At 62.5% G+C, this 24,543-nt stretch carries 18 protein-coding genes; 7 read left to right on the top strand and 11 right to left on the bottom strand.

Features of this window, described 5'->3' with window-relative positions:
• The first annotated feature begins 123 nt into the window (after positions 1-123).
• The 3 genes from E5K00_RS09410 (at position 124) to E5K00_RS09400 (ending at position 4,606) form a co-directional block, all read left to right on the top strand.
• Complete coding sequence (locus E5K00_RS09410; protein ID WP_135462966.1) at positions 124-1,461, top strand: replication-associated recombination protein A; 1,338 nt, start codon at positions 124-126, stop codon at positions 1,459-1,461.
• Between the two features lie 375 nt (positions 1,462-1,836).
• Positions 1,837-3,600 (top strand): signal peptide peptidase SppA, encoded by a 1,764-nt coding sequence (gene sppA, locus E5K00_RS09405; protein ID WP_135462965.1) that lies wholly within the window; start codon positions 1,837-1,839, stop codon positions 3,598-3,600.
• Between the two features lie 187 nt (positions 3,601-3,787).
• Entirely contained in the window at positions 3,788-4,606 is an 819-nt protein-coding gene (locus E5K00_RS09400; RefSeq protein ID WP_135462964.1) for a purine-nucleoside phosphorylase, read from the top strand.
• A 224-nt stretch (positions 4,607-4,830) separates the two neighbouring features.
• Here the strand turns inward: E5K00_RS09400 and E5K00_RS09395 are convergent, their stop codons facing one another.
• The 4 genes from E5K00_RS09395 to E5K00_RS09380 all read right to left on the bottom strand — a co-directional run bounded on the left by E5K00_RS09395 (position 4,831) and on the right by E5K00_RS09380 (position 9,204).
• On the bottom strand, positions 4,831-5,703 hold the full coding sequence (locus E5K00_RS09395) for a DUF4249 domain-containing protein (protein ID WP_135462963.1): 873 nt from the start codon (positions 5,701-5,703) through the stop codon (positions 4,831-4,833).
• A gap of 44 nt (positions 5,704-5,747) precedes the next feature.
• Positions 5,748-8,036 (bottom strand): TonB-dependent receptor, encoded by a 2,289-nt coding sequence (locus E5K00_RS09390; RefSeq protein WP_245328249.1) that lies wholly within the window; start codon positions 8,034-8,036, stop codon positions 5,748-5,750.
• 241 nt (positions 8,037-8,277) lie between these two features.
• The gene (gene trxA, locus E5K00_RS09385) at positions 8,278-8,583 is read right to left on the bottom strand and encodes a thioredoxin (RefSeq protein ID WP_135462961.1); all 306 of its coding nucleotides are present in this window, start codon (positions 8,581-8,583) and stop codon (positions 8,278-8,280) included.
• A gap of 174 nt (positions 8,584-8,757) precedes the next feature.
• Positions 8,758-9,204, bottom strand: a complete 447-nt coding sequence (locus E5K00_RS09380; RefSeq protein WP_135462960.1) for a hypothetical protein — start codon at positions 9,202-9,204, stop codon at positions 8,758-8,760.
• Positions 9,205-9,585: 381 nt separating this feature from the next.
• On the opposite strand from E5K00_RS09380, the gene E5K00_RS09375 reads away from it, so the two are divergent.
• Complete coding sequence (locus tag E5K00_RS09375; protein WP_245328248.1) at positions 9,586-9,801, top strand: HNH endonuclease; 216 nt, start codon at positions 9,586-9,588, stop codon at positions 9,799-9,801.
• Between the two features lie 60 nt (positions 9,802-9,861).
• Positions 9,862-10,935, top strand: a complete 1,074-nt coding sequence (locus E5K00_RS09370) for a DUF6687 family protein (RefSeq protein WP_135462958.1) — start codon at positions 9,862-9,864, stop codon at positions 10,933-10,935.
• Between the two features lie 4 nt (positions 10,936-10,939).
• On the opposite strand, the gene E5K00_RS09365 is transcribed toward E5K00_RS09370, so the two are convergent.
• From E5K00_RS09365 to E5K00_RS09340, 6 genes are all read right to left on the bottom strand, one after another.
• Positions 10,940-14,380, bottom strand: coding sequence for an AAA family ATPase (locus E5K00_RS09365; protein WP_135462957.1), 3,441 nt, complete (start codon positions 14,378-14,380; stop codon positions 10,940-10,942).
• 96 nt (positions 14,381-14,476) lie between these two features.
• Positions 14,477-15,718 carry an exonuclease subunit SbcD gene (gene sbcD / locus E5K00_RS09360; protein ID WP_135462956.1) on the bottom strand — a complete coding sequence of 414 codons (1,242 nt, stop codon included), beginning with the start codon at positions 15,716-15,718 and terminating at the stop codon, positions 14,477-14,479.
• Between the two features lie 88 nt (positions 15,719-15,806).
• Positions 15,807-16,196: a GxxExxY protein gene (locus E5K00_RS09355; RefSeq protein ID WP_135462955.1), complete on the bottom strand. Its 390-nt coding sequence runs from the start codon at positions 16,194-16,196 to the stop codon at positions 15,807-15,809.
• Positions 16,197-16,337: 141 nt separating this feature from the next.
• Positions 16,338-17,711, bottom strand: a complete 1,374-nt coding sequence (locus tag E5K00_RS09350) for an MBL fold metallo-hydrolase (protein WP_135462954.1) — start codon at positions 17,709-17,711, stop codon at positions 16,338-16,340.
• Between the two features lie 243 nt (positions 17,712-17,954).
• On the bottom strand, positions 17,955-18,377 hold the full coding sequence (locus tag E5K00_RS09345) for a hypothetical protein (RefSeq protein ID WP_135462953.1): 423 nt from the start codon (positions 18,375-18,377) through the stop codon (positions 17,955-17,957).
• 155 nt (positions 18,378-18,532) lie between these two features.
• Positions 18,533-18,856 carry a hypothetical protein gene (locus tag E5K00_RS09340; RefSeq protein WP_135462952.1) on the bottom strand — a complete coding sequence of 108 codons (324 nt, stop codon included), beginning with the start codon at positions 18,854-18,856 and terminating at the stop codon, positions 18,533-18,535.
• 429 nt (positions 18,857-19,285) lie between these two features.
• Between E5K00_RS09340 and E5K00_RS09335 the strand changes: the two genes are divergently transcribed.
• Entirely contained in the window at positions 19,286-20,872 is a 1,587-nt protein-coding gene (locus E5K00_RS09335; protein WP_135462951.1) for an amino acid permease, read from the top strand.
• 166 nt (positions 20,873-21,038) lie between these two features.
• On the opposite strand, the gene E5K00_RS09330 is transcribed toward E5K00_RS09335, so the two are convergent.
• Complete coding sequence (locus tag E5K00_RS09330; RefSeq protein WP_135462950.1) at positions 21,039-21,281, bottom strand: hypervirulence associated TUDOR domain-containing protein; 243 nt, start codon at positions 21,279-21,281, stop codon at positions 21,039-21,041.
• A 178-nt stretch (positions 21,282-21,459) separates the two neighbouring features.
• Between E5K00_RS09330 and E5K00_RS09325 the strand changes: the two genes are divergently transcribed.
• Positions 21,460-24,516 carry an amidohydrolase family protein gene (locus tag E5K00_RS09325; protein ID WP_135462949.1) on the top strand — a complete coding sequence of 1,019 codons (3,057 nt, stop codon included), beginning with the start codon at positions 21,460-21,462 and terminating at the stop codon, positions 24,514-24,516.
• Positions 24,517-24,543 lie beyond the last annotated feature (27 nt).

Genomic DNA, 24,543 nt, shown 5'->3' with positions numbered 1-24,543 from the left:
TACGCCGGGGTCGGCGGTTCGGAAGCCCAACAACCGCGCCGCCGACCGGTAGTTTTCGCCCGGCGGCCCGTGGGTAACCATGCCGCCGCCGGCCGCCGTACCTTTAGGGCTTATTCCTTTTCTATGGCTACCGGCTCCCTCTTCGATTCCGAACCTTCCTCCGCGGCCCCCGTGCGCCCACCCGTGGCGGCCAATGCCCCGCTGGCCGAGCGCCGCCGCCCCCGCACCCTCGACGAGTACGCCGGGCAGCAGCACCTGGTGGGCCCTGAGGGCGTGCTGCGGCGCTACCTCACGGCCAAGCGCCTGCCCTCCCTGATTTTGTGGGGTCCGCCCGGCGTGGGCAAAACCACCCTGGCCCACCTGCTGGCCGAGGCCCTGGGCCAGCCCTTTGCCGCCCTCAGCGCCGTAAATGCCGGGGTGAAAGACGTGCGCGACGTCATCGAGAAAGCCCGGCGGCAGCGCGGCACGGTGCTGTTTATCGACGAGATTCACCGCTTCAGCAAGTCGCAGCAGGATGCCTTGCTGGGCGCCGTGGAGCAGGGCATCGTCACGCTCATCGGGGCCACGACCGAGAATCCGTCGTTCGAGGTGATTCCGGCCGTGCTCAGCCGGGCCCAGGTCTACGTGCTGGAGCCTTTGAGCAAGGACGTGCTGACCGAGCTGGTGGATAAGGCCCTGGCCGAAGACGAGATTCTCAAGCAGAAGAAGGTGCGGGTGGCCGAGTACGGAGCCCTGCTCATGATTTCGGGCGGCGACGCGCGCAAGCTGCTCAACCTGCTCGAAATCGTGGTGGAGTCGAGCCGGCCCGATGCCAAAACCGGCGAAATCGTCATTACCGACGCGGTAGTGCAGCAGCTGGCCCAGCAGAACCTGGCCCGCTACGACAAGGGCGGCGAAATGCACTACGACGTTATTTCGGCCTTTATCAAGAGCATCCGCGGCTCCGACCCCAACGCGGCCCTCTACTGGCTGGCCGTGATGCTGGAAGGCGGCGAGGATGCCAAGTTCATTGCCCGCCGCCTGCTGATTCTGGCCTCCGAAGACGTGGGCAACGCCAACCCCAACGCCCTGATGCTGGCCCAGAGCTGCTTCCAGGCCGTCACGGTCATCGGCATGCCCGAGTCCGACATCATCCTGGGGCAGACGGTGGTGTATCTGGCCACCTCGCCCAAGAGCAACGCCAGCTACAAGGCCATTCGCGAAGCCCGGGCCCTGGTGCGGCAGCAGGGCGTGCAGGCCGTGCCCATCCCGCTGCGCAACGCCCCCACCAAGCTGATGAAGGAGCTGGGCTACGGCGACCAGTACCAGTACTCCCACGACTACGCGGGCAACTTCGCCTACCAGGAGTTCATGCCCGCCGGCCTCAGCGGCCGGGTGTTCTACCAGCCCGGCCACAACCCCGCCGAGCACAAGATGCAGGAGCGCCTGCGCCAGTGGTGGGGCGAGAAGTACGGGTATTAGAACGAATTATAAAGAACGTCATTCCGAGCGGAGCCGAGGAATCTCGCGTGCTGACGGTGTTGGGAAAGAACGTCATGCTGAGCGGAGTTGAAGCATCTCTACCGCAATGGTGACTGATTGGAATTGCAACGAAGCGGTAAAGATGCTTCGACTCCGCTCAGCATGACATATTACCATTGCACGCGAGATTCCTCGGCTCCGCTCGGAATGACGTTCTTCTACCCGCATGTTACCAAGCGGCCCAAAAGTATCCGCCGACTACTTTCGTCAGCCTACTGTAGAAGCAACGCTTCCGGACTTTCGCGTCTCTATGCAGGAGTGCCGAAAGGCTTCTACATTTGCCTACTAACCAACCCGCTATTCCTTTCTTTTTCCATGAGACAATTTTTGAAGTACGTGCTGGCCACGCTTACCGGGCTGGCGCTGTTTGGGCTGGTGGCCTTTCTCATCGGCCTGGGCCTGATCTTCTCGGCCGTCAGCGGCGAGGGCTCCGTGACGGTGGCCCAGGACTCGGTGCTGGAGCTGAAGCTGGACCGCCCGGTGGCCGAGCGCGAAAGCCGGGAGTCGTTTGCCGCTTTGTTTAGCTCCCAGGCCGATAACATCGGGCTGGAGCAGCTCAAGCTGGCCATCCGGCGGGCCAAAAAGGACGACGACATCAAGGGTATTTTCCTGAACGTGGAGCTGGTGCAGGCCGGCATGGCCTCGCTGGAGGAAATCCGCAACGAGCTGCTGGACTTCAAGAAGTCGGGCAAGTTCATCGTGGCCTACAACGACATTGCCTCCGAGAAAAGCTACTACCTGACCTCGGTGGCCGATAAGCTCTACCTCAACCCCCAGGGCACGCTCGAATTCAACGGCCTGAGCTCGGAGACTTACTACTACAAAAACCTGTTCGCCAAGGCCGGCATCGAGCCCTACATCTTCCGGGTGGGCTCGTTCAAGAGCGCCGTGGAGCCGTTCTTCCGCGACTCCATGTCGGATTCGGCCCGGTTGCAGACGTCCTCGTTCCTGAACTCCATCAACGACTTCATGCTGCAGAACGTGGCCAAGGCCCGCGGCATCGAAACTTCGCGCCTCAAGCTGATTTCTGACTCCATGCTGGTGCACAACGCCGACGACGCCAAGCGCCTCGGGCTGGTGACCAACCTGGGCTACTACGACCAGGCCCTGGACTACATGAAGGGTAAAATCGGGCTGGAGCAGAAGAAAAAGCTCAGCCTCATCAGCCTCGGCGACTACCAGGACGCCGACGACAAGGACGACGAAGGCAGCACCAGCGGCAACCGCATTGCCGTGATTTACGCCGACGGCGACATCGTGACCGGCAAGGGCGGCAACGACAACATCGGCAGCACCCGCTTCGCCGAAGCCATCCGCAAGGCCCGCCTCGACGACAACGTGAAGGCCGTGGTGCTGCGCGTGAACTCGCCCGGCGGCTCCTCGCTGGCTTCCGACATCATCTACCGCGAAGTTATCCTGACCAAAAAAGTGAAGCCCATCGTCTGCTCGATGTCGGACGTGGCGGCTTCGGGCGGCTACTTCATTGCCATGGCCTGCGACACCATCGTGGCCCACCCCAACACCATTACCGGCAGCATCGGCGTGTTTGGGGTGCTGCCCAACATTCAGCCCCTGCTGCGCGACAAGCTCGGCATCACCACCGACCGGGTCACGACCGGCAAGTTCTCGGATTTGCCCACCATCACCCGCCCGCTCACCGCGTTTGAGCAGCAGCAGCTGCAACAGGAAGTAAACCGCATCTACGCCGACTTCACCACCAAGGCCGCCCAGGGCCGCCACATGCCCGTGGAGCGTCTGCGCCGCCTGGCCTCGGGCCGGGTGTGGTCGGGCACCGAAGCCAAGGCCCGCGGGCTGGTCGACGTGCTGGGCTCGTTCGAGGACGCCATGCGCATTGCCGCCCGCCGCGCCAACCTGAAGGAAAACGACTACCGCATTCAGCGCCTGCCCCGCCAGAAAAACATGGTGGAAACCATGTTCAGCACCACCAGCGAGGAAATCCGCCTGAAGCTGGTGCAGCAGGAAATGGGCCCGCTGTACCCCATGTACGAGCAGTACAAGAAGCTCTCGACCATGACCGGCGTGCAGGCCCGCCTGCCCTTCGAGCTGAACATTCAGTAGCGCAGCGCAGACAGCAACCCCGGCGGGGTACCCTACGGGCAACCTGCTGGCCGCTTTTGAAAGGGGGGTACACTTTTGCCTGTAACACTTTAAACTGTTACAGGCAAAAGTGTACCCCCCTTTCGTTGGCTACGTTATGCGCGTCGCCGTCAGCGTTGTACCTTGCCTCCCCAACCACCGACCTTTTATGCAAGACTTGCGCGAAGCCGCCGACTACATCCGCCAGCAGATTGGCGACTTTCAACCCGAATTTGGCATCATCCTCGGCACCGGGCTGGGGGCCTTGGTGCACGATATCGACATTGCCTTCACGCTGCCCTACGCCCGCCTGCCGCACTTCCCGGTTTCGACGGTGGAAAGCCACTCGGGCAACCTGCTGGCCGGTACGCTGGCCGGCCGCCGGGTGCTGGTTATGCAGGGGCGCTTCCACTACTACGAAGGCTACTCGATGCCGCAGGTGGTGTTTCCGGTGCGGGTAATGAAGCTGCTGGGCATCCGGAAGCTGTTTGTGAGCAACGCCAGCGGCGGCCTCAACCCCGACTACAACTACGGCGACCTGATGCTCATCGAGGACCACATCAACCTGCAGCCGACCAACCCGCTGGTGGGCCGCAACCTCGACGAGCTGGGTGCCCGCTTCCCCGACATGCTGGAGCCCTACGACCACGCCCTGCTGACCCAGGCCCGGGATGCGGCCCAGCAGCTGGGCTTCGGCGAGAAGGTGCGGCGCGGCGTGTACGCCAGCCTGCCCGGCCCCATGCTCGAAACCCCGGCCGAGTACCGCTACCTGCGCACCATCGGGGCCGACGCGGTGGGCATGAGCACCGTGCCCGAGGTTATTGCCGCCGTGCACATGGGCCTGCCCGTGCTGGCCGTGTCCGTCATCACCGACCTGTGCTCCCCCGGCAAGCTCAAGCGCGTCGAGCTGGCCGACATCCTGCGCGTAGCCGCCGACGCCGAGCCCCGCCTGACGGCCCTGCTCAAAGCGGTGCTGGCTGGTTGTTAGTTGTTCGTTGGTCGTTGTCAGTTGTTGGTTGTTAGGGCTGTCATCCTGAGCTTGCGAAGGACCTTCCTCTGATAAGTGACAAGCCTGATTCAACGTGAAAAAGCCCTTTACCACGCCGGTGGTAAAGGGCTTTTTCACGTTGCAGAAACGTCAGTGGGGCAGGTGAGGAAGGTCCTTCGCAAGCTCAGGATGACAGTCCTAACAACGAACAACGACCGAATAACCTACCGCACAATCACCCGGCGCCGGTCGTAGCTCAGAATGGTGAAGATGCCCACGCCGCCTTCGACCGTGGAGCGCACGGCGGCGGGCTGGGCGAAGGGGTTGCCGTTGGCATTCTGCGCATCGCGCACCGACTGCAGGAAGCGGTAGTAGGGCTGGTCGATGTGGTAGAGCGTGACCAGCAGCGTGTCGTTGGTCGAGTATCGGTAGCTGGTGCCCAGCGTCACGAGCTGGCCGTTGGTCAGGCGGTCATCCAGCTCAAAGTCGCGGTTGGGGTCGTTGGAAATGCTGTCCTTGTGGATCTGCAGGCGGTAGAAGTCGGCCGTGGCCCCCGGGTCCCGGAACTTCACCAGCAGGTAGGCCCGGCGCTCCTCGGCCGACTTATCGTTGAATTTCCACTGCACCGTGTCGAGGGGGACGCGCGCGGGCATGGTGGCCGTGGCCGTCACGCGCCGGCCCTGGGTGTCGTACACTTCCAGCTTAAACGTGTCGCCGGGCCGGGCTATTAAGGGGTTTTTGCCCTTGTGGGTGAACAGCTTCTGCGTGAGTGTGTCGAGGCCGGGCGTGAAGCGAAACGCCTCTTTCTGGCCCGAGGGATGGGTGAGCACCACCGCTACGTCGGTGAGCAGGGTGGGCGTGGGGCTGCTCAGGTAGGGCACCGTTTCGCTGACGGTGAGGCGGGGCACCACGCCCGGCTCCAGGTAGCACTCCACCACCAGCTGGGAGGGGCCGGCCGGTATGTCCACGTCAATGTCCTTCTGCAGGTTGCAGCCGGCAACGGCCAGCGCCACCCCGAGGGCCGCTACGCTCCGCCGCAGGTGCTGCCCGGCGCGGGTAAACAAAGATGGATGAAGCAGGCGAAGGAAAGAAGTCATTGAGTTGGATACAGCTACAAACAGCGCGGAGCTAACGGTATTGCTTAGAATTTGAAGTTATACGTCACCGACGGGATAACCGGGAACAGGGACACCTGCCGGGCGCGGAAGTTGGTTACGTCGCCGGTTTCCTTGTTGCGCACCTGCTCGAAGTAGATGAAGTAGGGGTTGCGCCGGTTGTAGGCGTTGTACACCGAAAACGTCAGGTCCGACTCGCCGCGCTTGGGCCGCAGCTTGTACACCATGCCCAGGTCGAGGCGGTTGTAGGGGGCCATGCGGTAGGTGTTGCGGTCGGGGTAAATCGGCACGGCCGTCACGTCGTCGCCGAAAATATCCTGGAGCAGAAACCGGCCCTGGGGCAGGGTAGTGGGCGCCCCCGAGGTAAACACGAACGAGCCGGTGAGGTTGATCCGCTCGTTGAGCTGGTGCAGTACCACCACCGTCAGGTTGTGGCGCCGGTCGTAGGTGGGGTAAAACACCTTGCCGTTGTTGATGCCGCTGGTGCCGCGCTGGGCCGGAAACTGCCGCTTGGTCCAGGCCAGGGAGTAGCCCACCCAGCCCGTGGTGCGGCCGGTTTTCTTTTCCAGATACAGCTCGTTGCCGTAGGCCCAGCCCTTACCGAACAGAAATTCGGCGTCCAAGTCTTCGTTGGCAAACAGCTGGGCTCCGTCGCGGAAATCCACCTGGTTCTGGGCCCATTTGTAGTACACCTCGTTGGTGAGCAGGTACTTGCCCTGGCCCAGCAAGAAGCTCACCCCGGCGGCTACCTGCTGGGAGCGTTGGGGCTTCACGTTCAGGCGCGAGGGGTACCAGATGTCGGTGGGCAGCGAGGCGCCCGAGTTGCTGACCAGGTGCACGTACTGGTACATCATGGCGTAGCTGGCCTTGAGCGAGGTTTTGGGCGTGAGCGAGTAGCGTGCCGCGCCCCGGGGCTCAAGGGCCGCAAACCGGTCGGTGCCGCTCTGGAAGCCGGTCAGGCGCAGGCCGTAATCGAGCTGGAGTTTGTCGCTGGCCTTGAAGTTGTCGGAGCCATACACCGAGGCTTCCTGGCCCCGGTACCCGGTTTCGGAGCCAATGTTCAGGCTGCCGTCGGTGCTGCTGGCCGAGAGCCGGCCCACGTTGAAGCGGTGCGCCGTGGCGCTCAGGCCCAGCTTGAGCGTGTGCCGGTCGTTGGCGATATAATCGAGGTCGGAGCGCACGGCGTAGTCCTGGATTTCCGACGACAGGCTGAAGCCGAACTGGTCGAGGCGGTTGGCAATCTGGTACTGGTAGGACGTGCGCGAGAACGAGGTATTCAGAAACAGTTTGGGCGTAAACACGTGGTTCCAGCGCGCCACGCCCACGGTATTGCCCCAGGTGAAGTCGAAGTTGAAGCCCCCGGTGCTGTTGAAGCCGAACACGTCGCGCCCGTAGTAGCCGGTCAGGAAAATCTGGTCCTTCTCGCCGAGCTTGTAGTTGGCTTTGGCGTTGAAGTCGTAGAAATAGTAGTCCGGAATGGGGCTGTAGTCTTCCTTGTTCTTGTTGAGCTTGTTGATCTGGCGCGTAAACACGTCGAAGTAGGTGCGCCGCCCCGACAGGGAAAACGCGCCCTTGTCTTTCACGATGGGGCCTTCCACCGTCAGGCGCGACGAAATCAGGCCCAGACCCCCGCTCACGCTATACTTTTCCGGGTTGCCTTCCCGCGTCTTCACATCCACCACCGACGACAACCGCCCGCCGTACTGGGCCGGGAAGCCACCTTTGTACAGGTCCACGCTCTGCACGGCGTCGGCGTTGAACACCGAAAACAGGCCGAACAGGTGCGAGGGGTTGTACACCACCGCGTCGTCGAGCAGAAACAGGTTTTGGTCGGCCGAGCCGCCGCGCACAAACAGGCCGCTGGTGCCTTCGCCGCCGTTTTGCACGCCCGGCTTGAGTTGCAGGGTTTTGAGCAAATCCACTTCCCCGAACAGGGCCGGCAGCAGCTTGGCGTCGCGGGCGTTGAGGTGTTCCACGCTCATCTGGGTGGTTTGCAGCTTCTGCTCCAGCGTGCCCGTGCCCTCGATGACGACTTCGCCCAGCTGGTTGCTGGCTTCGGGCAAGCTGAACGACAAGCGGGCCGAGCGGTTCACGTTCAGGTCGCGGGTCTGGGTCTGGTAGCCGATAAAGGAAATCACCAGCTGGTAGCGGCCCTCGGGCAGGGTCAGGGTATAGAAGCCCTCCGCATCGGCCGTAACGCCCGTTCCCAGGGAAGGCACGGCCACCGAAGCGCCCGGCAGCACGCTCCGGTCGGCCCCGGAGCGGACGTAGCCGGTTAGGGTATAACGCTGCTGGGCGTGCAGGCCCAGGGGCAAACTGCTGAGTAAAAGGAATAAGCCAAATCGGAGAGACGTAAAGTATAAACGCATTGGGGCAAACAGAACGAGCTAACACAAAGGTAGTCAGCTTAGCCTGCCCAACCCCGATTAAAAGCGGATAGTTTACGACTACTACCTGTTGATGAGTGAATTACCGCACCCGGCCCGGCCCCGCTGGGGCAGCGGGCTAGAAGCGGCACTCCGGAATAGAGTCGGAGAAGGCGGGAAAGGTTGCCTGCTACAGGTAAGTCTGCACCGTTTGGCTGAGCTGCTGGGCCGGCACCACCCCCGACTGCCGCCACACCGGCTGGCCCTTGTGGAACAGAATCAGGGTGGGAATGCCCTGCACCCGAAACTGCTGGGCCACGGCCGGGTTCTTGTCCACGTCAATCTTAATGACTTTGAGCTTGCCCTGGTGCTGGGAAGCCACCTGCTCCAGAATCGGGGCCATGGTTTTGCAGGGCCCGCACCAGTCGGCGTAAAAGTCGACCAGCACCGGCATGCCCGGACTGTTGATAAGCTCGCTGAATGATTTCTTAGGCATGGCTGCTACGGGTTAAGCAGTGAGGAAAAGGAAGGCGGGGAGCCCGGCTGGGCCCGGTCGGTAGCCAGTATACGCAAAGCCGGGTGGCAAGGGCGCGGCTGCCAGACAAGAAAAAGCCCGCCGCTGCGGGTAGCAGGGCGGGCTTTGCAGAAAACTCGGAACTGGTCAAGCGCTTTACCGCTTGTCCACCACGGTTACGTCGTTGCCTACTTCGGGGAAGTTGAACCGCCCCCCCACTACTTTCTTGCCGGCTACCTGGCATTCCCAGGTGTAGCGCCCGGGCGTGCCCTTGGCGGCTTCCCCCGATTCGGTCTGGAAATAATCCGGGTCGGAAGGCTCGGAGGGGAATACCACGTCGATGCCGTTCTGGCCTTTGGCAATCTGCTTGACCAGGATATAGGCCTTGCCGGTCGTCTGGCTCGTCACCACGAAGCGCGCGGTGTACGCTCCCAACTGGCCGAACTTATCCATAACGCCCATCTTGATGTAGCCGTCGGTTGAAACCAGCCAGGTTTGGGCGCGCGAAGTCGTTGGCGTCAGTACCAACAAGGCTAACACCAGGCCGGCGGCGCGCAGCAGGTGCGAAAGGCGAAGTGAAGAACTGGGAGTAAAGTCACGCATGTGTGTATGGAAAAAGGGTTAATGTGCAGAACGAAAAAGGTCTTGAATAGGACTTTAACGATAAAAGGCGGAAAAGCACCCCTTGCCGTAGAAGTCCTTAAAGCGAGTAAATGTCAGCGCTGAAGGGTATTTACTCCATACCCGCAATCAAATATAGAATTAAATTGAATGCAGATGCAACATCTTTTTTTATTTCTCGTCGTTGTCCGTTTATAAAAAGCGTGCCAGAGATTTGCCCTCCAACGTATTGCCTTTCTTTGTATTATGGCGCGGCGGCGTAACCGGCGGCTAGTGCTACCCGGCCCCGGGCCAGAAAAAAAACCGGCGGAACCCTGCTGTGAGCTGTGCCTGCGGGAGGTAGGGTCGGTATCGCGCCACCATTTGGTACCCCGGGAAGAAGGCGGCCGGTACGGCCCCACGGTGGCGTTGTGCCAGCCTTGCCACAGCACCGTGCACCTGATGTTTTCCAACCGGGAGCTGGCCCGCCGCTATTCCACGGTTGAGGCCCTGCAGGCGGCCCCCGAGCTGCAGAAGTATCTGCACTGGGTGCGGCGCAGCCGCGTCGAGCGTATTTCCAATCGGCGGCGCCGGGACTAGAGCGGCCGGCTGCTAGCTTTGCCGGGCATCGTCCGTTTTATTTTTCTTGCCCGCCGCCGTATGTCCTACCAGTTCGTGCCGTTTCAGCAGCTGCGCCAGCAGCCTACTATCGTGGTCGACAGTACCGCCAATGGGGCCGCCCTGGTGCTGGCCCACTGGCGCGGGGCGCCCACGCCCGCCCCGCTCCGCGACGATACCAGCGCCGGCTCGGTGTTGCGGGCGCTGCACGCGCCGGCCACGCCCGGCCTGGCCGCCCGGGCCGTGACGGCCAATCACTTCGATGTCGACGGCTTCGTGGGCGTCTGGAGTTTGCTGCACCCCGCGCTGGCTCTGCACCACGAGGCCCTGCTGCGGCTCACGGCCCTGCTCGGCGACTTTCGGGAGCTGCCCTGGGCTGATCCGCTGGCCGAACAGGCGCTGCAACTGGTCTGCTGGCTGAACGCCAAGGAAAAGGAGCTGTTTTACCCACCCTTCGGAGCCCCGGTGCTGCGCCGCCGCGAGGACGAGGCCAGCGCGGAGAAGTTCGACTGGTTTCTGCCCCGCTTCGCCGACGTGGTGCGGCGGCCCGAAAGCGGAAAGGCGGCCTGGGAACCGGAATACGCACGGGTGCGGCAGGCCACGGCCGTGATGCGAAGCCCGGCCACTACGCTCACGCGCTACCCCGAAATTGGCCTCGTGGTGGTGCGCACGCCCGAGCCGCTGCCGTATTACGCGCTGTTTGGCCCCACCACCGGGTCCGACATCGTGCTGAGCATCTACGACGGGCAGCGCTACGAGCTGGAATACAAATACACCACCTGGATTGACCTGGAGTCGCGGCCCACGCTGCCGCGCCTGCCCCTGAATGCATTGGCCGCCCGGCTGAACGCCCAGGAGCACAGCCCGCGCCGCTGGACGTTCGACGGCATCACCGACACCGGGCCGCTGCTGCGCCTGGAGGGCAAACGCCTGACCAAGCCGCAGCGCTACGCCGACCCCGACCAGCGGCCCATCCACGCCTCCAGCATCTCGCCCGAAGTGTTGGAGCAGACCGTCGTGCAATTCTTTGAGCAGGGCTACGCCGCCATGCAGCCCCGCCGCTACTGGACGTGGCCCGAAATAAAGGCCGCCGGGCAGTTGCTACCCACGCGCTAAGCCGCTACTCCACCTCGGTGCCAAACCCCACGACGCGCAACGAACTGACGCCACCGGCGCCCTTGCGCACGTTGATCTGGGTCGTGACGCGCTCCTTTAGGGCCTCGACGTGGGAGATAATGCCGATGGTTTTGCCCGTGCCCTGCAGCGTTTCCAGCGCCGACAGCGCCACTTCGAGCGTGTCGGGGTCGAGCGTGCCGAAGCCCTCGTCGATAAAGAGCGTGTCAATCTGGGTTTTGCGGCCCGCCAGCTCCGACAGGCCCAGGGCTAGGGCCAGGCTCACCAGGAAGCTTTCCCCGCCCGACAGGGAGTTCATCGTGCGGCTGTTGCCGGCCTGGTACTCGTCCACAATCAGCAGCTCCAGGTGCTCATCGGGGTTGCGCGTGATGCGGTACCGGTCGGTGAGGCGGTGCAGGTGACGGTTGGCCAGCTCCACGAGCCGGGCCAGAGTAAGGCCCTGGGCAAACTCGCTGAACTTCTTGCCGTCGGCCGAGCCGATAAGGTCGGCCAACTGCCGCCAGCGCCGGGCCTGCTGCTGCTGCTTTTCCAGCTGCTGGGCCAGGGTGGCGTGGCGCTCCAGGCCCTGGTGGTGGTCGAGCAGGCGCTGCTGCCGCTGCCCGAGCTGCTGGTTGAGCTGGGCCAGCAGCTCGTTGGTAGCGCGCAGCTGAAAGCCCACCGTTTCGGCCGGCTCGGTGGTCAGGTTGCGGGTTTGCTCCTGCTGAAACTGCTGGGCGGCTTCGGCCAGGTTCTGCTGGGTAATGGCCACGGCCTGCTCGTGGGCCTGGAGCTGGTCGGCGAGGCGGCGCACTTCCGTATCGGGCAGCAGCAGGCTGGCCAGGGCGGCGGGGTCGGGAGCCAGGCCGGCGGTTTGCAGGTCGGCAATCAGGGCCGCGTGCTGCTGCTCGTGCTCCCGGCGCTGGCGGGCGGCTTCCTGCTCGCTCTTGCGCAGGCTCTCGGTGGCTACCTGCAACGCCGTTTCGGAGGCCAGAAAATGCTGATCGGCCTGCTGGCGAAGCTGGTCGGCCGCGCGCGTGGCCTGCTCCAGCTGCCGCCGCACCGCGGCCACCTCAGAATCCTGCAGCAAAGCCTGCCGCTCGGCTTTCTGCCGCTCAATGGCTTGGTAACGGTCGATGACGTCCTGCTTGTTTTCTTTAAGCCAGGCCCGCACTGCTTGCTCGTTCTGAGTCAGCTTTGCCACCAGCGCCAGGCCCACTTCGACCTGTTCGCTGGCTTTGTTGAATTCCGCCTGCCGCGTTTTATACTCAGTTTCCAGTTGGCGCAGCTGGGCTTGCATAGCAGCGCCGTTTTCCCCTGTAAAAGTCAGCTCAAAGTTGCTCAACAGGCTTTTTAGCTGGCTTTCTACAGTTGGCAGCTGCTCGTGTACATCTTTGAGCTGCAGCTGGGCCTCCCGCAAATCGTGACGTACGGTGACCTGGGCCTTCACCGCTGCCTGCTGCTCAGCCACGGCCTGGGCCAGCTGCTTTTCGCCGGCGGCCTGCTGCTGCTCCAGCTCCTTCAGCTGGCGCACCAGGCTGCGGCTTTCCGCTGGAATGGCTTCTTCCAGCGCCGGGGTCAGCAGGTGAAGCGGAGCCTCGGGCGCTGATTGGAGCAGATTGCCACCGGCATTTTCGAGCAGGTTGAGGAAGGTGTTGAGATGATTCACGCGGGCATTCAGGGCATGGGCCTCTTGCGTAAGAAACTCAGCTTTGGCTTGTTCCCGGGCCAGGCCTTCGTTTGTAAAGCCTAGTACCCCAACCGCATACGGATGTTCCAAGGCCCCGCAGAGTGGGCAGGGCTCGTGGGGGCGCAACTGTTGGCGGGCCTCTTCGTGGCTCAGAATCAGCTGTTGGGCCTGTACCAGCTGGCGCTGAGTTTCGCGGTGGGTTTCCTTCTCGGCCAGCTCCCGGCGTAAGTTCTGGACATGATGGTGGAGCTGGCGCAGTCGCTCGTCGCGGGCGGCGGCGGCCAGCTGCAGCTGCTGTTGCCAGGAGGCTTGCTGCTGGCGAGCGGTGTGGGCCGCATCGGCGGCCTGCTGCTCTTCCTGCTGCAGCGTGGTCAGGCGCTGGGCTAGCAGCGCCACCCGTCTATCCGCTTCACCCTTTTCCGTATGCAGCCGGTCCCAGTCCTGCACCAAACCCGTGAAAGCGGCGAATACGTCTACCATCTCGGCCCGGTGCGCGTTTTGCTGCAACCATTTAGTGGTAGTGGCAAGCACTTCGCGAGCCTGCCGGGTGCGGTCTTCCGTGGTGCGCAACTCCTCGGTCAGGCGCTTACACTCACTGTTTTGCTGCTCGTAAGCGTGGCGCTTCTCCTCGAGCTGCTGGGTGTGCTGGGCAATGGCTTGGTCGAGTTGCTCGGCGGCCCGAAGCTGAGGCTCCCGGGTTTCCCGGGCCACGGCGGCCGTTTCGTATGCCTGGTGGGCGGCAGCTTGGGCCACCTTCGCGCCGGCCCGCTGCTGCTGGAGCCCCGGCAGCCGCTGGCGCAACATATCGGCTTCCTGATGTAAGGCGTGCAGTTGCCGGTCGGCCTGCTGCAACAAAGCCCAGGGCGTGCGGAAGGGCAGGGCCTGCTCGTGCTGACTCACGCGCCGCCGAACCGGCGATAATGCCTCCGCTTCCTGGGCCAATGACAAGAGCCGCTGCTGGCCGTGCTGCTGCCGGGCGGTGAGCTCCTGCAGGCGCAGCAGCCAGGTTTGGGCCTCACTCAGGCGCTGCTGCTCGGCCGTGGCCGTCGTAATCTGGCGCTGGTAGTCGGCTGCTTCGGCTTCCAGAAACGCTACTTCCTCAGCGCTGAGCAGCGTGACGCCCGCCAGGCCGGCCCGCAGTACGTCGACCTGCTGGGCTTCCTGCTTGGCTTTCTCGAAGGCCGCTTTCGAGATGTCGGAATACTTGCGCGTGTCGGTAATCTTCTCCAGCAGCTGGGCCCGCTCCCCGGGGCTCGACTTCAAAAACCGGGTAAACTCGCCCTGGGCCAGCAGCACCGAGCGCAGAAACTGCCGGTATTCCAGGCCGCTGAGCTCGGCTACGCGCACCGGCACCTTCATCTTGTAGGTTTCCAGAAACGGCCACGTTTCCTGGCCGTCGGCGGCTATCTGCCGCTCGCTCAGCTCCATTTTGGGGGGTTGCAGATTGCCGCCCGGCTGCTTGCGTGCCCGGTACTGGCCCCACTTCGAGCGGTAGTGCTTGTCGTTGACCTGAAACTCGACTTCGGCCCAGCTTTCCCCGGTGCCGTGGCTCATCACCTGCTCGGGGCCGCTACCGTCGTGGCGGGGCACCTGGCCGTAGAGGGCCAGCGTAATGGCGTCCAGAATGGTGGTTTTGCCCGCGCCGGTGGGGCCGGTAATGGCAAACAAGCCCGCATCGGACAGGGGAGAGGCCGCAAAGTCGACTTCGTGCTGCCCGCGCAGGGAGTTCAGGTTGTAAAAACGGACGCGGAGAATCTTCATGCCAAAATACCTCTGACAGGCCGGTAAGGCGCTGTTCTTAAGAATGCTACCGGCCCGCGGGCTAGTAAAGATAAAGCGGAATCAGGAGTAGGGAAGTCAGGAACGCTCGTCGCGCATCCACTCCAGCAGCTCGTCGAAGGCGCCCAGCAGCTCCGGGCGGCTGGCTTCGGGCTCGTCCGCCAGGCGGCGCTCAAACACTTCCCGCTCCGTGAAATCGTCGAGGCTGGGGGTAAGCGGCTCGTCGGTGGCCTCTTCGCCCAGGGCCCGCAGCGTCACGAGCCGGAAGTGGCGGCGGGCCAGCACCTCAATGTGCTGGCGGTCGAGCTGCTCGATGGTTTTGAGCAGCTGCTCGGCTACTTCCAGCTGGGTCAGCTCCGAGCGCACCTCCACATCCACCCAGGCGGGCAGCAGAAAGCCCGCGTTGTCGTAGCTCGTCAGGCTGGCCAGCACTTCGTCCAGCGCCCCATGAAAGCGGGCCAGCCGGCGCGTGCCGGGCACGGGCAGCGCCTCAATGCCGTGGAGCTTGCCGGCGGCAAAGTCGAGCAGCAGGATTTCCTTGGGATGGTCGACTTCGGAAAACGACAGCGGAATGGGCGAGCCGCTGTAGCGGATATGCTCCCGCCCGCCCACGCGCTGCGGCCGGTGCAAATGCCCCAGGGCCACGTAGTCGAAAATGGTGGGGAAATGGTCGGCCGTGACCTGGCCCAGGTTGCCCACGTGAATGGTGCGCTCCGAGTCGGAAGGGGCGGCCCCGGCGGCGTAGAGGTGGCCGGTAGCCAGCACCGGCAGCCCCAGATCCTTGAGCTGCCACACCCGCTCGATTTCCGCAACCCGGGCGTAGTGGTCGGCAATGCCCTGCTTGATGCGGGCCTCGCGCTCCTCCGCCGACTCGCCCGGCACCGAGAGGCGCACGTCCCGGTCGCGCAGAAACGGCACGGCGCACACCACCAGGCCGGGTTTGCCGTCAGCATCGTCGAGCACCAGCACCTGGTCGTCGAAACACTCGGGCACGCAGCCTACCACGTGCACGCGCAGGTGGCGCAGCAGCCGGGCCGGGGCGTTGAGCGTGGCCGGGGAGTCATGGTTGCCGCCCACCACCACAATGTCGCGGCAGCCGGTGCCGCGCATGTTCAGCAGAAAGGAGTAATACAGCTCCAGGGCCTGATTGGACGGCGAGCCGGTATCAAAAACGTCGCCGGCAATGATCAGCACTTCCACCCGCTGCGCGCGCACTACCGCCACCAGCCACTCCAGGAAGTAGCGGTGCTCATCGGTCCGTTCGTGGCCGCTGATAAAACGCTGGCCCAGGTGCCAGTCGGCGGTGTGTAGTACTATCACAGATTTACGCTGATTTTGGGCAGATGACGCAGATTCAGGCGACGTTGACGCAAGCTTCTACCAAAGTTTTTGCTCCCTGAGAGTGAAGCTAAGGCTGCCTTTTTGTCTTGATAAACCGCCGAAATCGGAGGCTTGGTTCACCAAAATTAATCAGTAAACCTATTTCAAGCCGGTAAGCAGTTAAGTAGTTGAGAATTTGGTTGAAATGAATATTCGTAAGCTCGGATGTTGCTTTTAACTCAACCAATACTTGTTCTGCCGCCAGAAAATCAACCCGCCGGTGGCCTACTATTTCCTGCTCGTAGTAAATGGGAAGACTAACTTCGCGTTGAAAAGCAACGCCGGCTTTCGATAATTCTTGAGCCAAGCTGCGCTGATAAATGACTTCCGGAAACCCACTGCCCAACGTGCTATGTACCCGCATGGCGCAGCCAATAATTGTATGAGTAAGTTCTTGAAATTTATAAGATTGGGTCATGGTTCTGATAGTCTATATACTAAGTAATTAAGGTAGGATAAGGTATAAATAAAAAATACGGTGGCGCACGGGCACCACCGTATTCTTACTATAAGGTAACTCCAAAAGCCTACAAAGCAGCTACCATTGGAATCAGCGAAATCAGTGTAAAATCGGCGTCATCTGTGATATTGCGTCGCTCAGATCATAAATCTGGGCGCCGGGCAGGGCCGCTTCCAGGATGCTGCTGCCCGCGGCCGAGCGGTAGCCGCCCGCGCAGTGCACCATAATCGGCTTATCGGTTGGCACCTCGTGGGCCCGCTCCCGCAGCTCGGGCAAGGGAATCACCAGGGCGTCGGCAAAGACGGGCTGCTTGGCCTCGGTATAGTTGCGGATGTCGACGATGGTAAAGTCCTCGGGATGCTCGCGCACGTGCTCCACGTCGGCCACGGGGCTGGTGGCGGGCAGCACCGAGGGCGTCAGCAGGGCCCCTTTGATGTTGCTTTCGTAGCCGATTTTGGCCGTTTTGCGAATCACCGTATCCAGGGCAATCTGGGAGTCGGCAATGAGGTAGAACGGCTCGTTGGGGCCCACCACCGAGCCCAGCCAGGTTTCAAACTTGCCGCCGTCCTGCAGGTTGATAGCGCCGGGCAGGTGGCCCCGCTTGAAATCGGCCTGGGGGCGGGTGTCGATGATAACCACGCCGTTTTGCAGGGCCGCGTCGGGCTGCACGCGCGGCACGGCCCGGATGCTGTCTTCGAAGGGCAGGGCGCCGGCTTTGTTGAGCTGCACGTCGTGGCCGAAATACTTGGGCACGAAGGGCTGGTCTTCCAGCAGCACTTTCACGAATTCCTGCTCGCTCATGGGCTGCAGGGCGTAGTTGGTTTTCAGCTCCTTGCCGATGGTGCTGTCCAGGTCGGTGCTGGTGGTTTTGCCGCAGAGGCTGCCGGGGCCGTGGGCCGGGTATACCCGCGTGGTGGCGGGCAAAGTCATCAGCTTGGTGCGGGTGCTGTGGTACATCTGGGCGGCCAGCTCCTCGCGCTTGTGGCCGCCAACCAGCTCACTCTCGCGCAGGTCGGGGCGGCCGACGTCACCCACAAACAGCGTGTCGCCGGTGAACACGGCCCGGGTCTGGGCCAGGTCGTCGATGAGCAGGATGGAGATGCTGTCGGGGGAGTGGCCGGGCGTGTTGAGGGCGTGCAGCTCCACGCTGCCCAGCGTGATACGGTCGCCGTCGTCGAACGGGCGGTGGGGGTAGCTGGCCTTCACCAGCTTGCTGCAATAGATAACAGCGTCGGTTTCCTGTGCTATTTCCAGGTGCGACGACACAAAGTCAGCGTGCGGGTGCGTCTCGATAACGGCTACGATGTCGGCCTCGTGCTCGTCGGCGAAATCGTAGTACTGCTGCGGGTCGCGGGCCGGGTCGATGATGGCCACCTGCCGGCCGCAGCGGATGGCGTAGCTGGCGTGGGCCAGGCCCTTGTCGTAGAATTGCTGAATCTGTACCGACGCGGTACTACTGGGAAGCGGACTCATGGGGTGTATAGTTGGTGGGCGCCGGCCTTCGGAAAGCAGGCGGATAGGTCAAATATAACAAACGGTGCCGGGAAACATGGGTTCGGTCACCGGTAAATAGTTGTCGGGCTCACTCCGGTCCGGTATCAATTCAGTTGGCGGCCGGAAGATAAGCCGCAACCAGCCCTGCCGGCCTCTATGCAAATAAAAAGCCCCGGGCCGTGGGCCCGGGGCTCGTTCATTGGACCAAGAAGATGTTGCGGGCTACAAATCACCGGCGGTTCTGCGGTTGCCCATGCGGGCTTTGCGCTGCTCTTGGCGGTCAGCCTGCAGCTGGCCGTACTTGCTGAACTGCTCGGCCGTCAGGATTTGCTGAAGCTGGGTGTCGTTCTGGGCTTTGAGGGCTTTCAGCTCCTGGCCCATACCTTTGCGGTCGTTGGCTCCGGCGTATTTGGCGCGTACCGCTTCCAGTTGCTGGGTTTCCTGTAGGGCCAGTTGCCGTACTTTCTCGGTTTGCTCGGCCGTGAGGCTAAGCTGCTGGGTTAAGCGCTTGGTCATCATCTCGGCGCGCTGCTCGGGCGTGGTCTGGGCCATGCGGCCCCCGGGCCGTTGCGCGGGCTGGGTTTGGGCGCTGGCTACACCAGCCGAAAGCGAGAAAGCAGTCAGAAGCAGGAAGAACGTTTTCATTGAACAGGGAAGTGTGAGTACCAAGGTTAGAGGCCCAAAGCCGGCAAAAGTTTAATCCGCCGGCGCAACGAACGGTGCAAAGCCATGCCCGCACCACTAAAAAAGGGCAGCCCGCGGGCTGCCCTTTTTTAGTGGTGCGTATTGCTACGGAAAGCTTACCGCTGGCCCCGGCGCATACCGGGCTTCACCAAGCGGCCCTGGCCACCACCGCGCCCATTGAGGTAGAAGTCGCGGTTGTTCTGGTAGGTAGCAAACTGCTCGGCCGTGAGCTGCTGCTTTACCAGATTGTCGAACTGAGCGATAGCGCCGGCCAATAGCTGCGCGTTGTTGGTTTGCTGGGCCGTGGTACGGTCGCGCACGTAGGTTTCGGCACCCTGGCGGATAGCGTCGCGCTGGCCGTTGTTGAGGCCACCGAAGGCCTGCTCGAAGCGCGTTACGATGGCCGAAGCCTCTTTAGTGGGAGTCCGCTCGCCCTGCACAAACGCGGTAGCGGCCGATACGGCGGCTTAAGAAGGAGCGGTGTTTAGTGCGAAAGTAGCGGCCCAGGCGGCCAGGGTTTAAGTGACTATTAAACGAAAAGAGGAGTAGTCTGGAAGATGTTTTGTTATATTATTTTAAGGTATTATTCAAAATAGTGCCAAGAAAGAATATGAGGTAAAGGAAGTACGACCATATGGCGGAGTCGTCCCCGAAAGGTTGAGTTTGTTTTCGGGGCCGGGTTGCCGACCAGCCAAGATTGGGGCTGACTGGCTCCAGACCGGTGGTTTTGCCGTCGGTGCAACTAATGCGTGGAGCGTCGCTCTTTGCCGGAAGAGTGCTGATTATCGCCTATATTCGGGCCAGGCGAAGCCAATTCGCACCTCATTCTCTATCCTTTCTCACCTTTCTTCTTCTCTCTTTTCGATTGTATGGCAAACATTTTCGCCAAAAAACCACTGGCTCAGCTACTGGGCGAGGCTAACTCCACCGGGCATGGCACGCTGAAGCGCACGCTGGGCGCCGGCAACCTGGTCGCGCTGGGCGTGGGCGCCATTATTGGCGCGGGCCTGTTTGTGCGCACGGCCGCCGCCGCGGCCCAGGCCTCGGGTCCGGGCGTGACGCTGGCGTTTGTGGTAGCGGCCATCGGCTGCGTATTCGCGGGCCTGTGCTACGCCGAGTTTGCCGCCATGATTCCCATTGCCGGCTCGGCCTACACCTACGCCTACACCACGATGGGCGAGTTTGTGGCCTGGATTATCGGCTGGGCCCTGATTATGGAATACGCCCTGGGGGCCGCCACGGTGTCTATTGCCTGGAGCGAATACCTGAACAAGCTCTTGGAGGCGTTTCATATGGCGCCGATATCCTATGAGCTTAGCCACTCACCCTTCGAAAGCGCCGCCATCAACGGGGTGATGCACAGCGGCATTATCAACCTGCCCGCCCTGCTGATTATCGTGGCCCTGAGCCTGCTGCTGATTAAAGGCACCCAGGAATCGGCGCTGTTCAACGCCGTGGTGGTGTTCCTGAAAGTGGCCATCGTGCTGGTATTCATTGCCGTGGGCTGGCAGTTCATCAACCCCGCCAACCACACGCCCTACCTGATTCCCGAAAACGCGGAGCCCGTGAAAAACGCGGCCGGCACCGTCGTGCGCGAGTACACGGAGTGGAACAAGCACGGCTGGGGCGGTATCCTGGGCGGTGCGGCCATTGTGTTCTTCGCCTTCATCGGGTTCGATGCCGTGAGCACTGCGGCCCAGGAAGCCAAGAACCCCAAGCGCGACATGCCCATCGGTATCCTCGGCTCGCTGGCCGTGTGCACCGTGCTCTACATCCTGTTTGGCCACGTGCTGACGGGCGTTGCCAGCTGGCGCGAATTTGCCGACCCGGCTTTGGGCGGCGAGGCTTCCGTAACCTACGCCATCAAGGCGCACATGCCCGGCTACGAGTGGCTCGGTACGGCCGTGACCATGGCTATTCTGCTGGGTTTCTCGTCGGTAATCCTGGTGATGCTGATGGGACAGAGCCGCGTGTTTTTCTCGATGGCCAAAGACGGCCTGATGCCTAAAGCCTTTTCCGAGCTGCATCCCCGCTTCGGCACGCCTTATAAGTCGAACCTGGCCCTGCTGGTGTTTGTGGGCGCGTTTGCCGCCTTCGTGCCCGGCTCCCTGGCCGGCGACCTGACCTCGTTCGGGACGCTGCTGGCCTTCGTGCTGGTATCGGCCGGCGTCTGGATCATGCGCCGCTCCGACCCCGGGCAGCACCGCCCGTTCCGCGCGCCGCTGTCGTCGCCCTCGTTCCCCTTCGTGCCTATTATGGGCATTCTGGTGTGCACGCTGATGATTCTGGCCCTGGATGCCTTCACCCTGAAGGTGGCTATGGGCTGGATGCTGCTGGGCTTCATCGTGTACTTCCTCTACGGCAAGCGCAACTCCATGCTCCAGAAGGGCATCGTGGTGGTGCCCACCGAAATGGAAGAGCAGGCCTTCATCGAGCCCGACGTACACAACCGCTAAACCTCACCCCCGGCCCCTCTCCCGAGGAGAGGGGAGCCTGACGGTGCCAACGAACAACTGCCTCCGCTTTTCAGCGGAGGCAGTTGCGTTTAACGACTTCTGAATTTAGCGGCTTAATAAACCGGCGGGGGCAGAACCGGAGGCGAAAGCCGACGATTCTGCGTCGTCAGGCTCTCCTCTCCTTGGGAGAGGGGCCGGGGGTGAGGCGTGCCTTCACTTCGCTTTGGAGCTTGAGCACCCGGTCGCCGTTTTCCTGCACGATGACGAATGCGGGGTTATCGGGGGTGCCGTGGCGGGTAATTTCGGCGCCCTGCAGCTTGCGGGTGACGGACTCTTTGTGGGTTTCTTCGATTTTGCCGGTGGCCGTGCCGGTGCCGTATTTCCAGCTTACTTGGGTGCCTTTGCGCATGGTGGGATAGGGTTTGGAGCAGATAATACGGTAACTACTATTGATGAACCGGAAAGGTTGACGGATGCTATAAAAGCCGGTGGTAGTGCGGATTTTTCCGGAAAAACGGCCGGAAAGTGCAACGGTGCCGCTACCTTTCCAGTCCGATGCCTTATCCATCACCTTCCACCGTTTTTCCATGTCCCTATTTCTACGCCAGCTAGGTCTGGCGGGCGGCCTGCTGCTCAGCACGGCGGTGGCCGCCCAGGCCCAGCCCAGCACCTACCCGCGCAACGGCGTGTACGACCAGCGGCCCGGGCTCTACGCCTTTACCCACGCCACCATCTTCACCGACTACAAAACCCGCCTCACCGACGCCACGCTCGTTATCCGGGATGGTAGGGTAGAGGCAGTGGGAACGGGCGTGAAGATTCCGGCCGGCGCGGTAGTTACCGACCTCAAAGGCCGCTACATCTACCCCGGCTTCGTGGATCTGTACGCCAGCTACGGCCTGCCCGAGGTGAAGGCGCCCGAGCGCCAGGGCCGCCGCAGTGGGCCGCAGTTTGAAAGCCAGAAAGCCGGGGCCTACGACTGGAATCAGGCCATTCATCCCGAAACCAGCGCCGCCGAGCTGTTCAAAGTCAACGACGACCAGGCCGACGCTTACCGCCGTCTGGGCTTCGGGGCGGTGCTCACCCAGCAGGCCGACGGCATAGCCCGCGGTACCGCCGCCCTGGTCACGCTCAATACCAACCGCAAGGAGCAGGAAGTAGTGCTGGCCGACCGCGCCGCCGCCGCCTTTTCCTTTGACAAAGGCACCAGCACCCAGGACTACCCCAGCTCCCTGATGGGCAGCATCGCCCTGCTGCGCCAAACTTACCTCGACGCCGACTGGAACCAGCGCAACCCGGCCAAGGAGCAAAACCTGTCGCTCAGGGCCTTCAACCAGCAGCGCCAGCTCCCGCAGATTTTCGACGTGCGCGACAAGCAGTCGGCGTTGCGGGCCGATAAGGTCGGTGACGAGTTTGGGGTGCAGTACATTCTCAAAGGCCGCGGCGACGAGTACCAGCGCCTCTCCGACGTGCAGGCTACCAAGGCCCCGCTCATCGTCAGCCTCAACTTCCCCGACGCCTATAATGTAGATGACCTCTACGACGCGTCGCGCATTTCCCTGGAGGAGCTCAAGCACTGGGAAATGGCCCCGGCCAACGCGGCCATGCTGGCCAAAGCGGGCGTGCCTTTTGCCCTGTCGGCCGCCGACTTGAAGGACAAGAAGAAGTTCTTGCCCAACCTGCGCAAGGCCATTCAGTACGGCCTGACCGAGGAGCAGGCCCTGCGCGCCCTTACCGCCACGCCAGCCGAGCTGCTTCAACTGCAGAACCAGGTGGGCAGCCTTAAAGCGGGCATGGTGGCCAACTTCCTGGTGTGCTCTAACCGCCTCTTTGCCGACGACAACGTGCTGCTCGACAACTGGGTGCAGGGCCAGCGCTACCAGCTCAGCACCGTGCCCAGCGACTACCGCGGCGTGTACACGCTTAAAATCGGCAGCCAGCCCGAGCTGAAAATGCTGGTGGCCGGCAAGCCCGACGCCCCCGAAATGCGCCTCGTGCTGGCCCCCAAGGACACCGTGCGCGGCGCGCTGTCGGTGAATGGGGAGCTGGCCACGATTGTGTATAACCCCACGCCCAAAACCAAGGGCGCGGCCGTGCGCCTGAGTGGCTTCTACACGCCCGAAACCCGCCTGTTTCAGGGCGACGGGCAGCTCGCCGACGCCACAAGCGTGAAGTGGAGCGCCCAGCGCCAGGAGGAAGCCACCCGCGCCGCCCGCCGCGACTCGATCAAAGCGCCCGAGCCCGTGCAGATCGGGCAGGCGTTGTTTCCCTTTGTGGCTTTCGGCCGCGCCCAGGTGCCCCAGCAGGAAACGGTGCTCATCAAGAATGCCACCGTGTGGACCAGTGAGGCCGCCGGCAAGCTCGAAAACACCGACGTGCTGCTGCAAAACGGCAAAATCCAGAAGATCGGCAAAAACCTGAGCGTGCCCAGCGGGGGCCGCAGCATCGACGGGACCGGCAAGCACCTCACGCCCGGCATCATCGACGAGCACTCCCACCTGGCCATCAGTGAGGGCGTGAACGAAGGCACCCAGGCCGTGACCAGCGAAGTACGCATCGGCGACGTGGTCGATGCCGAGGACGTGGACGTGTACCGCGACCTGGCCGGCGGCGTGGTGGCTGCCCAGCTGCTGCACGGCTCGGCCAACCCCATCGGCGGGCAGTCGGCCCTGATCAAGATGCGCTGGGGCATGACGGCCGAGCAGATGAAAATCGAGGGCGCGCCGGGCTTCATCAAGTTTGCCCTGGGCGAAAACGTGAAGCAAAGCAACTGGGGCGAGATGAACGTGCTGCGCTTCCCCCAGACCCGCATGGGCGTGGAGCAGGTGTTCGTGGATGCTTTCACCCGGGCCAAGGAGTACGAGCAGGAGTGGAAAGCCTGGAACAAGCTCGGCAAGGGCAAGCAGAAGAAAGGGGAGGCTCCGCGCCGCGACCTGGAACTCGAAGCCCTGGTTGAAATCCTCAACCAGCAGCGCTTCATCACCTGCCACAGCTACGTGCAGAGCGAAATCAACATGCTGCTGAACGTGGCCGACCGGATGGGCTTCAAGGTCAACACCCTGACCCACATTCTGGAAGGCTACAAGGTGGCCGACAAGATGAAGGCCCACGGCGTGAATGCCAGTACCTTCTCCGACTGGTGGGCCTACAAAAACGAGGTGCGCGACGCAATTCCCTACAACGCGGCCATCATGCACGACGCGGGCCTGAACGTGGCCATCAACTCGGACGACGCCGAAATGAGCCGCCGCCTCAACCAGGAAGCGGCCAAAACGGTGAAGTACGGCGGCCTCTCGGAAGAGGAAGCCCTGAAGCTGGTGACCATCAACCCGGCCAAAATGCTGCACTTGGACAAGAACATGGGTAGCATCAAGGAAGGTAAGGACGCCGACGTGGTGCTCTGGACCGACCACCCGCTGAGTATCTACGCCCACCCCGAGCGCACTTTCGTGGATGGCCGCCAGATGTTCGACGTGGAATCGGACGCCCGGATGCGCCAGGAAGTGGAAAAGGAGCGGCTGCGCATCGTGCAGAAAATGCTGGACGCCAAGAAAGCCGGCGCGCCCACGCAGGGGGCCACGGCCAAGGCCAACAAGCACTTCCACTGCGACACGATGGGCGAAGACAAGGAACTGGACAACTAAGCCGGCCACCATTTTCTCCCAAGAAAA

This window comes from Hymenobacter aquaticus (assembly GCF_004765605.1).
GTDB lineage: Bacteria > Bacteroidota > Bacteroidia > Cytophagales > Hymenobacteraceae > Hymenobacter > Hymenobacter aquaticus.
Note: the sequence above shows the minus strand (reverse complement) of the source record. Positions and strands in the feature narration are given on the sequence as shown.

Coding starts and splice junctions, on each gene's coding strand:
- E5K00_RS09410 (WP_135462966.1), top strand. CDS start 124: ATGGCTACCGGCTCCCTCTTCGATTCCGAACCTTCCTCCGCGGCCCCC.
- sppA (WP_135462965.1), top strand. CDS start 1,837: ATGAGACAATTTTTGAAGTACGTGCTGGCCACGCTTACCGGGCTGGCG.
- E5K00_RS09400 (WP_135462964.1), top strand. CDS start 3,788: ATGCAAGACTTGCGCGAAGCCGCCGACTACATCCGCCAGCAGATTGGC.
- E5K00_RS09395 (WP_135462963.1), bottom strand. CDS start 5,703: ATGACTTCTTTCCTTCGCCTGCTTCATCCATCTTTGTTTACCCGCGCC.
- trxA (WP_135462961.1), bottom strand. CDS start 8,583: ATGCCTAAGAAATCATTCAGCGAGCTTATCAACAGTCCGGGCATGCCG.
- E5K00_RS09380 (WP_135462960.1), bottom strand. CDS start 9,204: ATGCGTGACTTTACTCCCAGTTCTTCACTTCGCCTTTCGCACCTGCTG.
- E5K00_RS09370 (WP_135462958.1), top strand. CDS start 9,862: ATGTCCTACCAGTTCGTGCCGTTTCAGCAGCTGCGCCAGCAGCCTACT.
- E5K00_RS09365 (WP_135462957.1), bottom strand. CDS start 14,380: ATGAAGATTCTCCGCGTCCGTTTTTACAACCTGAACTCCCTGCGCGGG.
- E5K00_RS09355 (WP_135462955.1), bottom strand. CDS start 16,196: ATGACCCAATCTTATAAATTTCAAGAACTTACTCATACAATTATTGGC.
- E5K00_RS09350 (WP_135462954.1), bottom strand. CDS start 17,711: ATGAGTCCGCTTCCCAGTAGTACCGCGTCGGTACAGATTCAGCAATTC.
- E5K00_RS09345 (WP_135462953.1), bottom strand. CDS start 18,377: ATGAAAACGTTCTTCCTGCTTCTGACTGCTTTCTCGCTTTCGGCTGGT.
- E5K00_RS09335 (WP_135462951.1), top strand. CDS start 19,286: ATGGCAAACATTTTCGCCAAAAAACCACTGGCTCAGCTACTGGGCGAG.
- E5K00_RS09330 (WP_135462950.1), bottom strand. CDS start 21,281: ATGCGCAAAGGCACCCAAGTAAGCTGGAAATACGGCACCGGCACGGCC.
- E5K00_RS09325 (WP_135462949.1), top strand. CDS start 21,460: ATGTCCCTATTTCTACGCCAGCTAGGTCTGGCGGGCGGCCTGCTGCTC.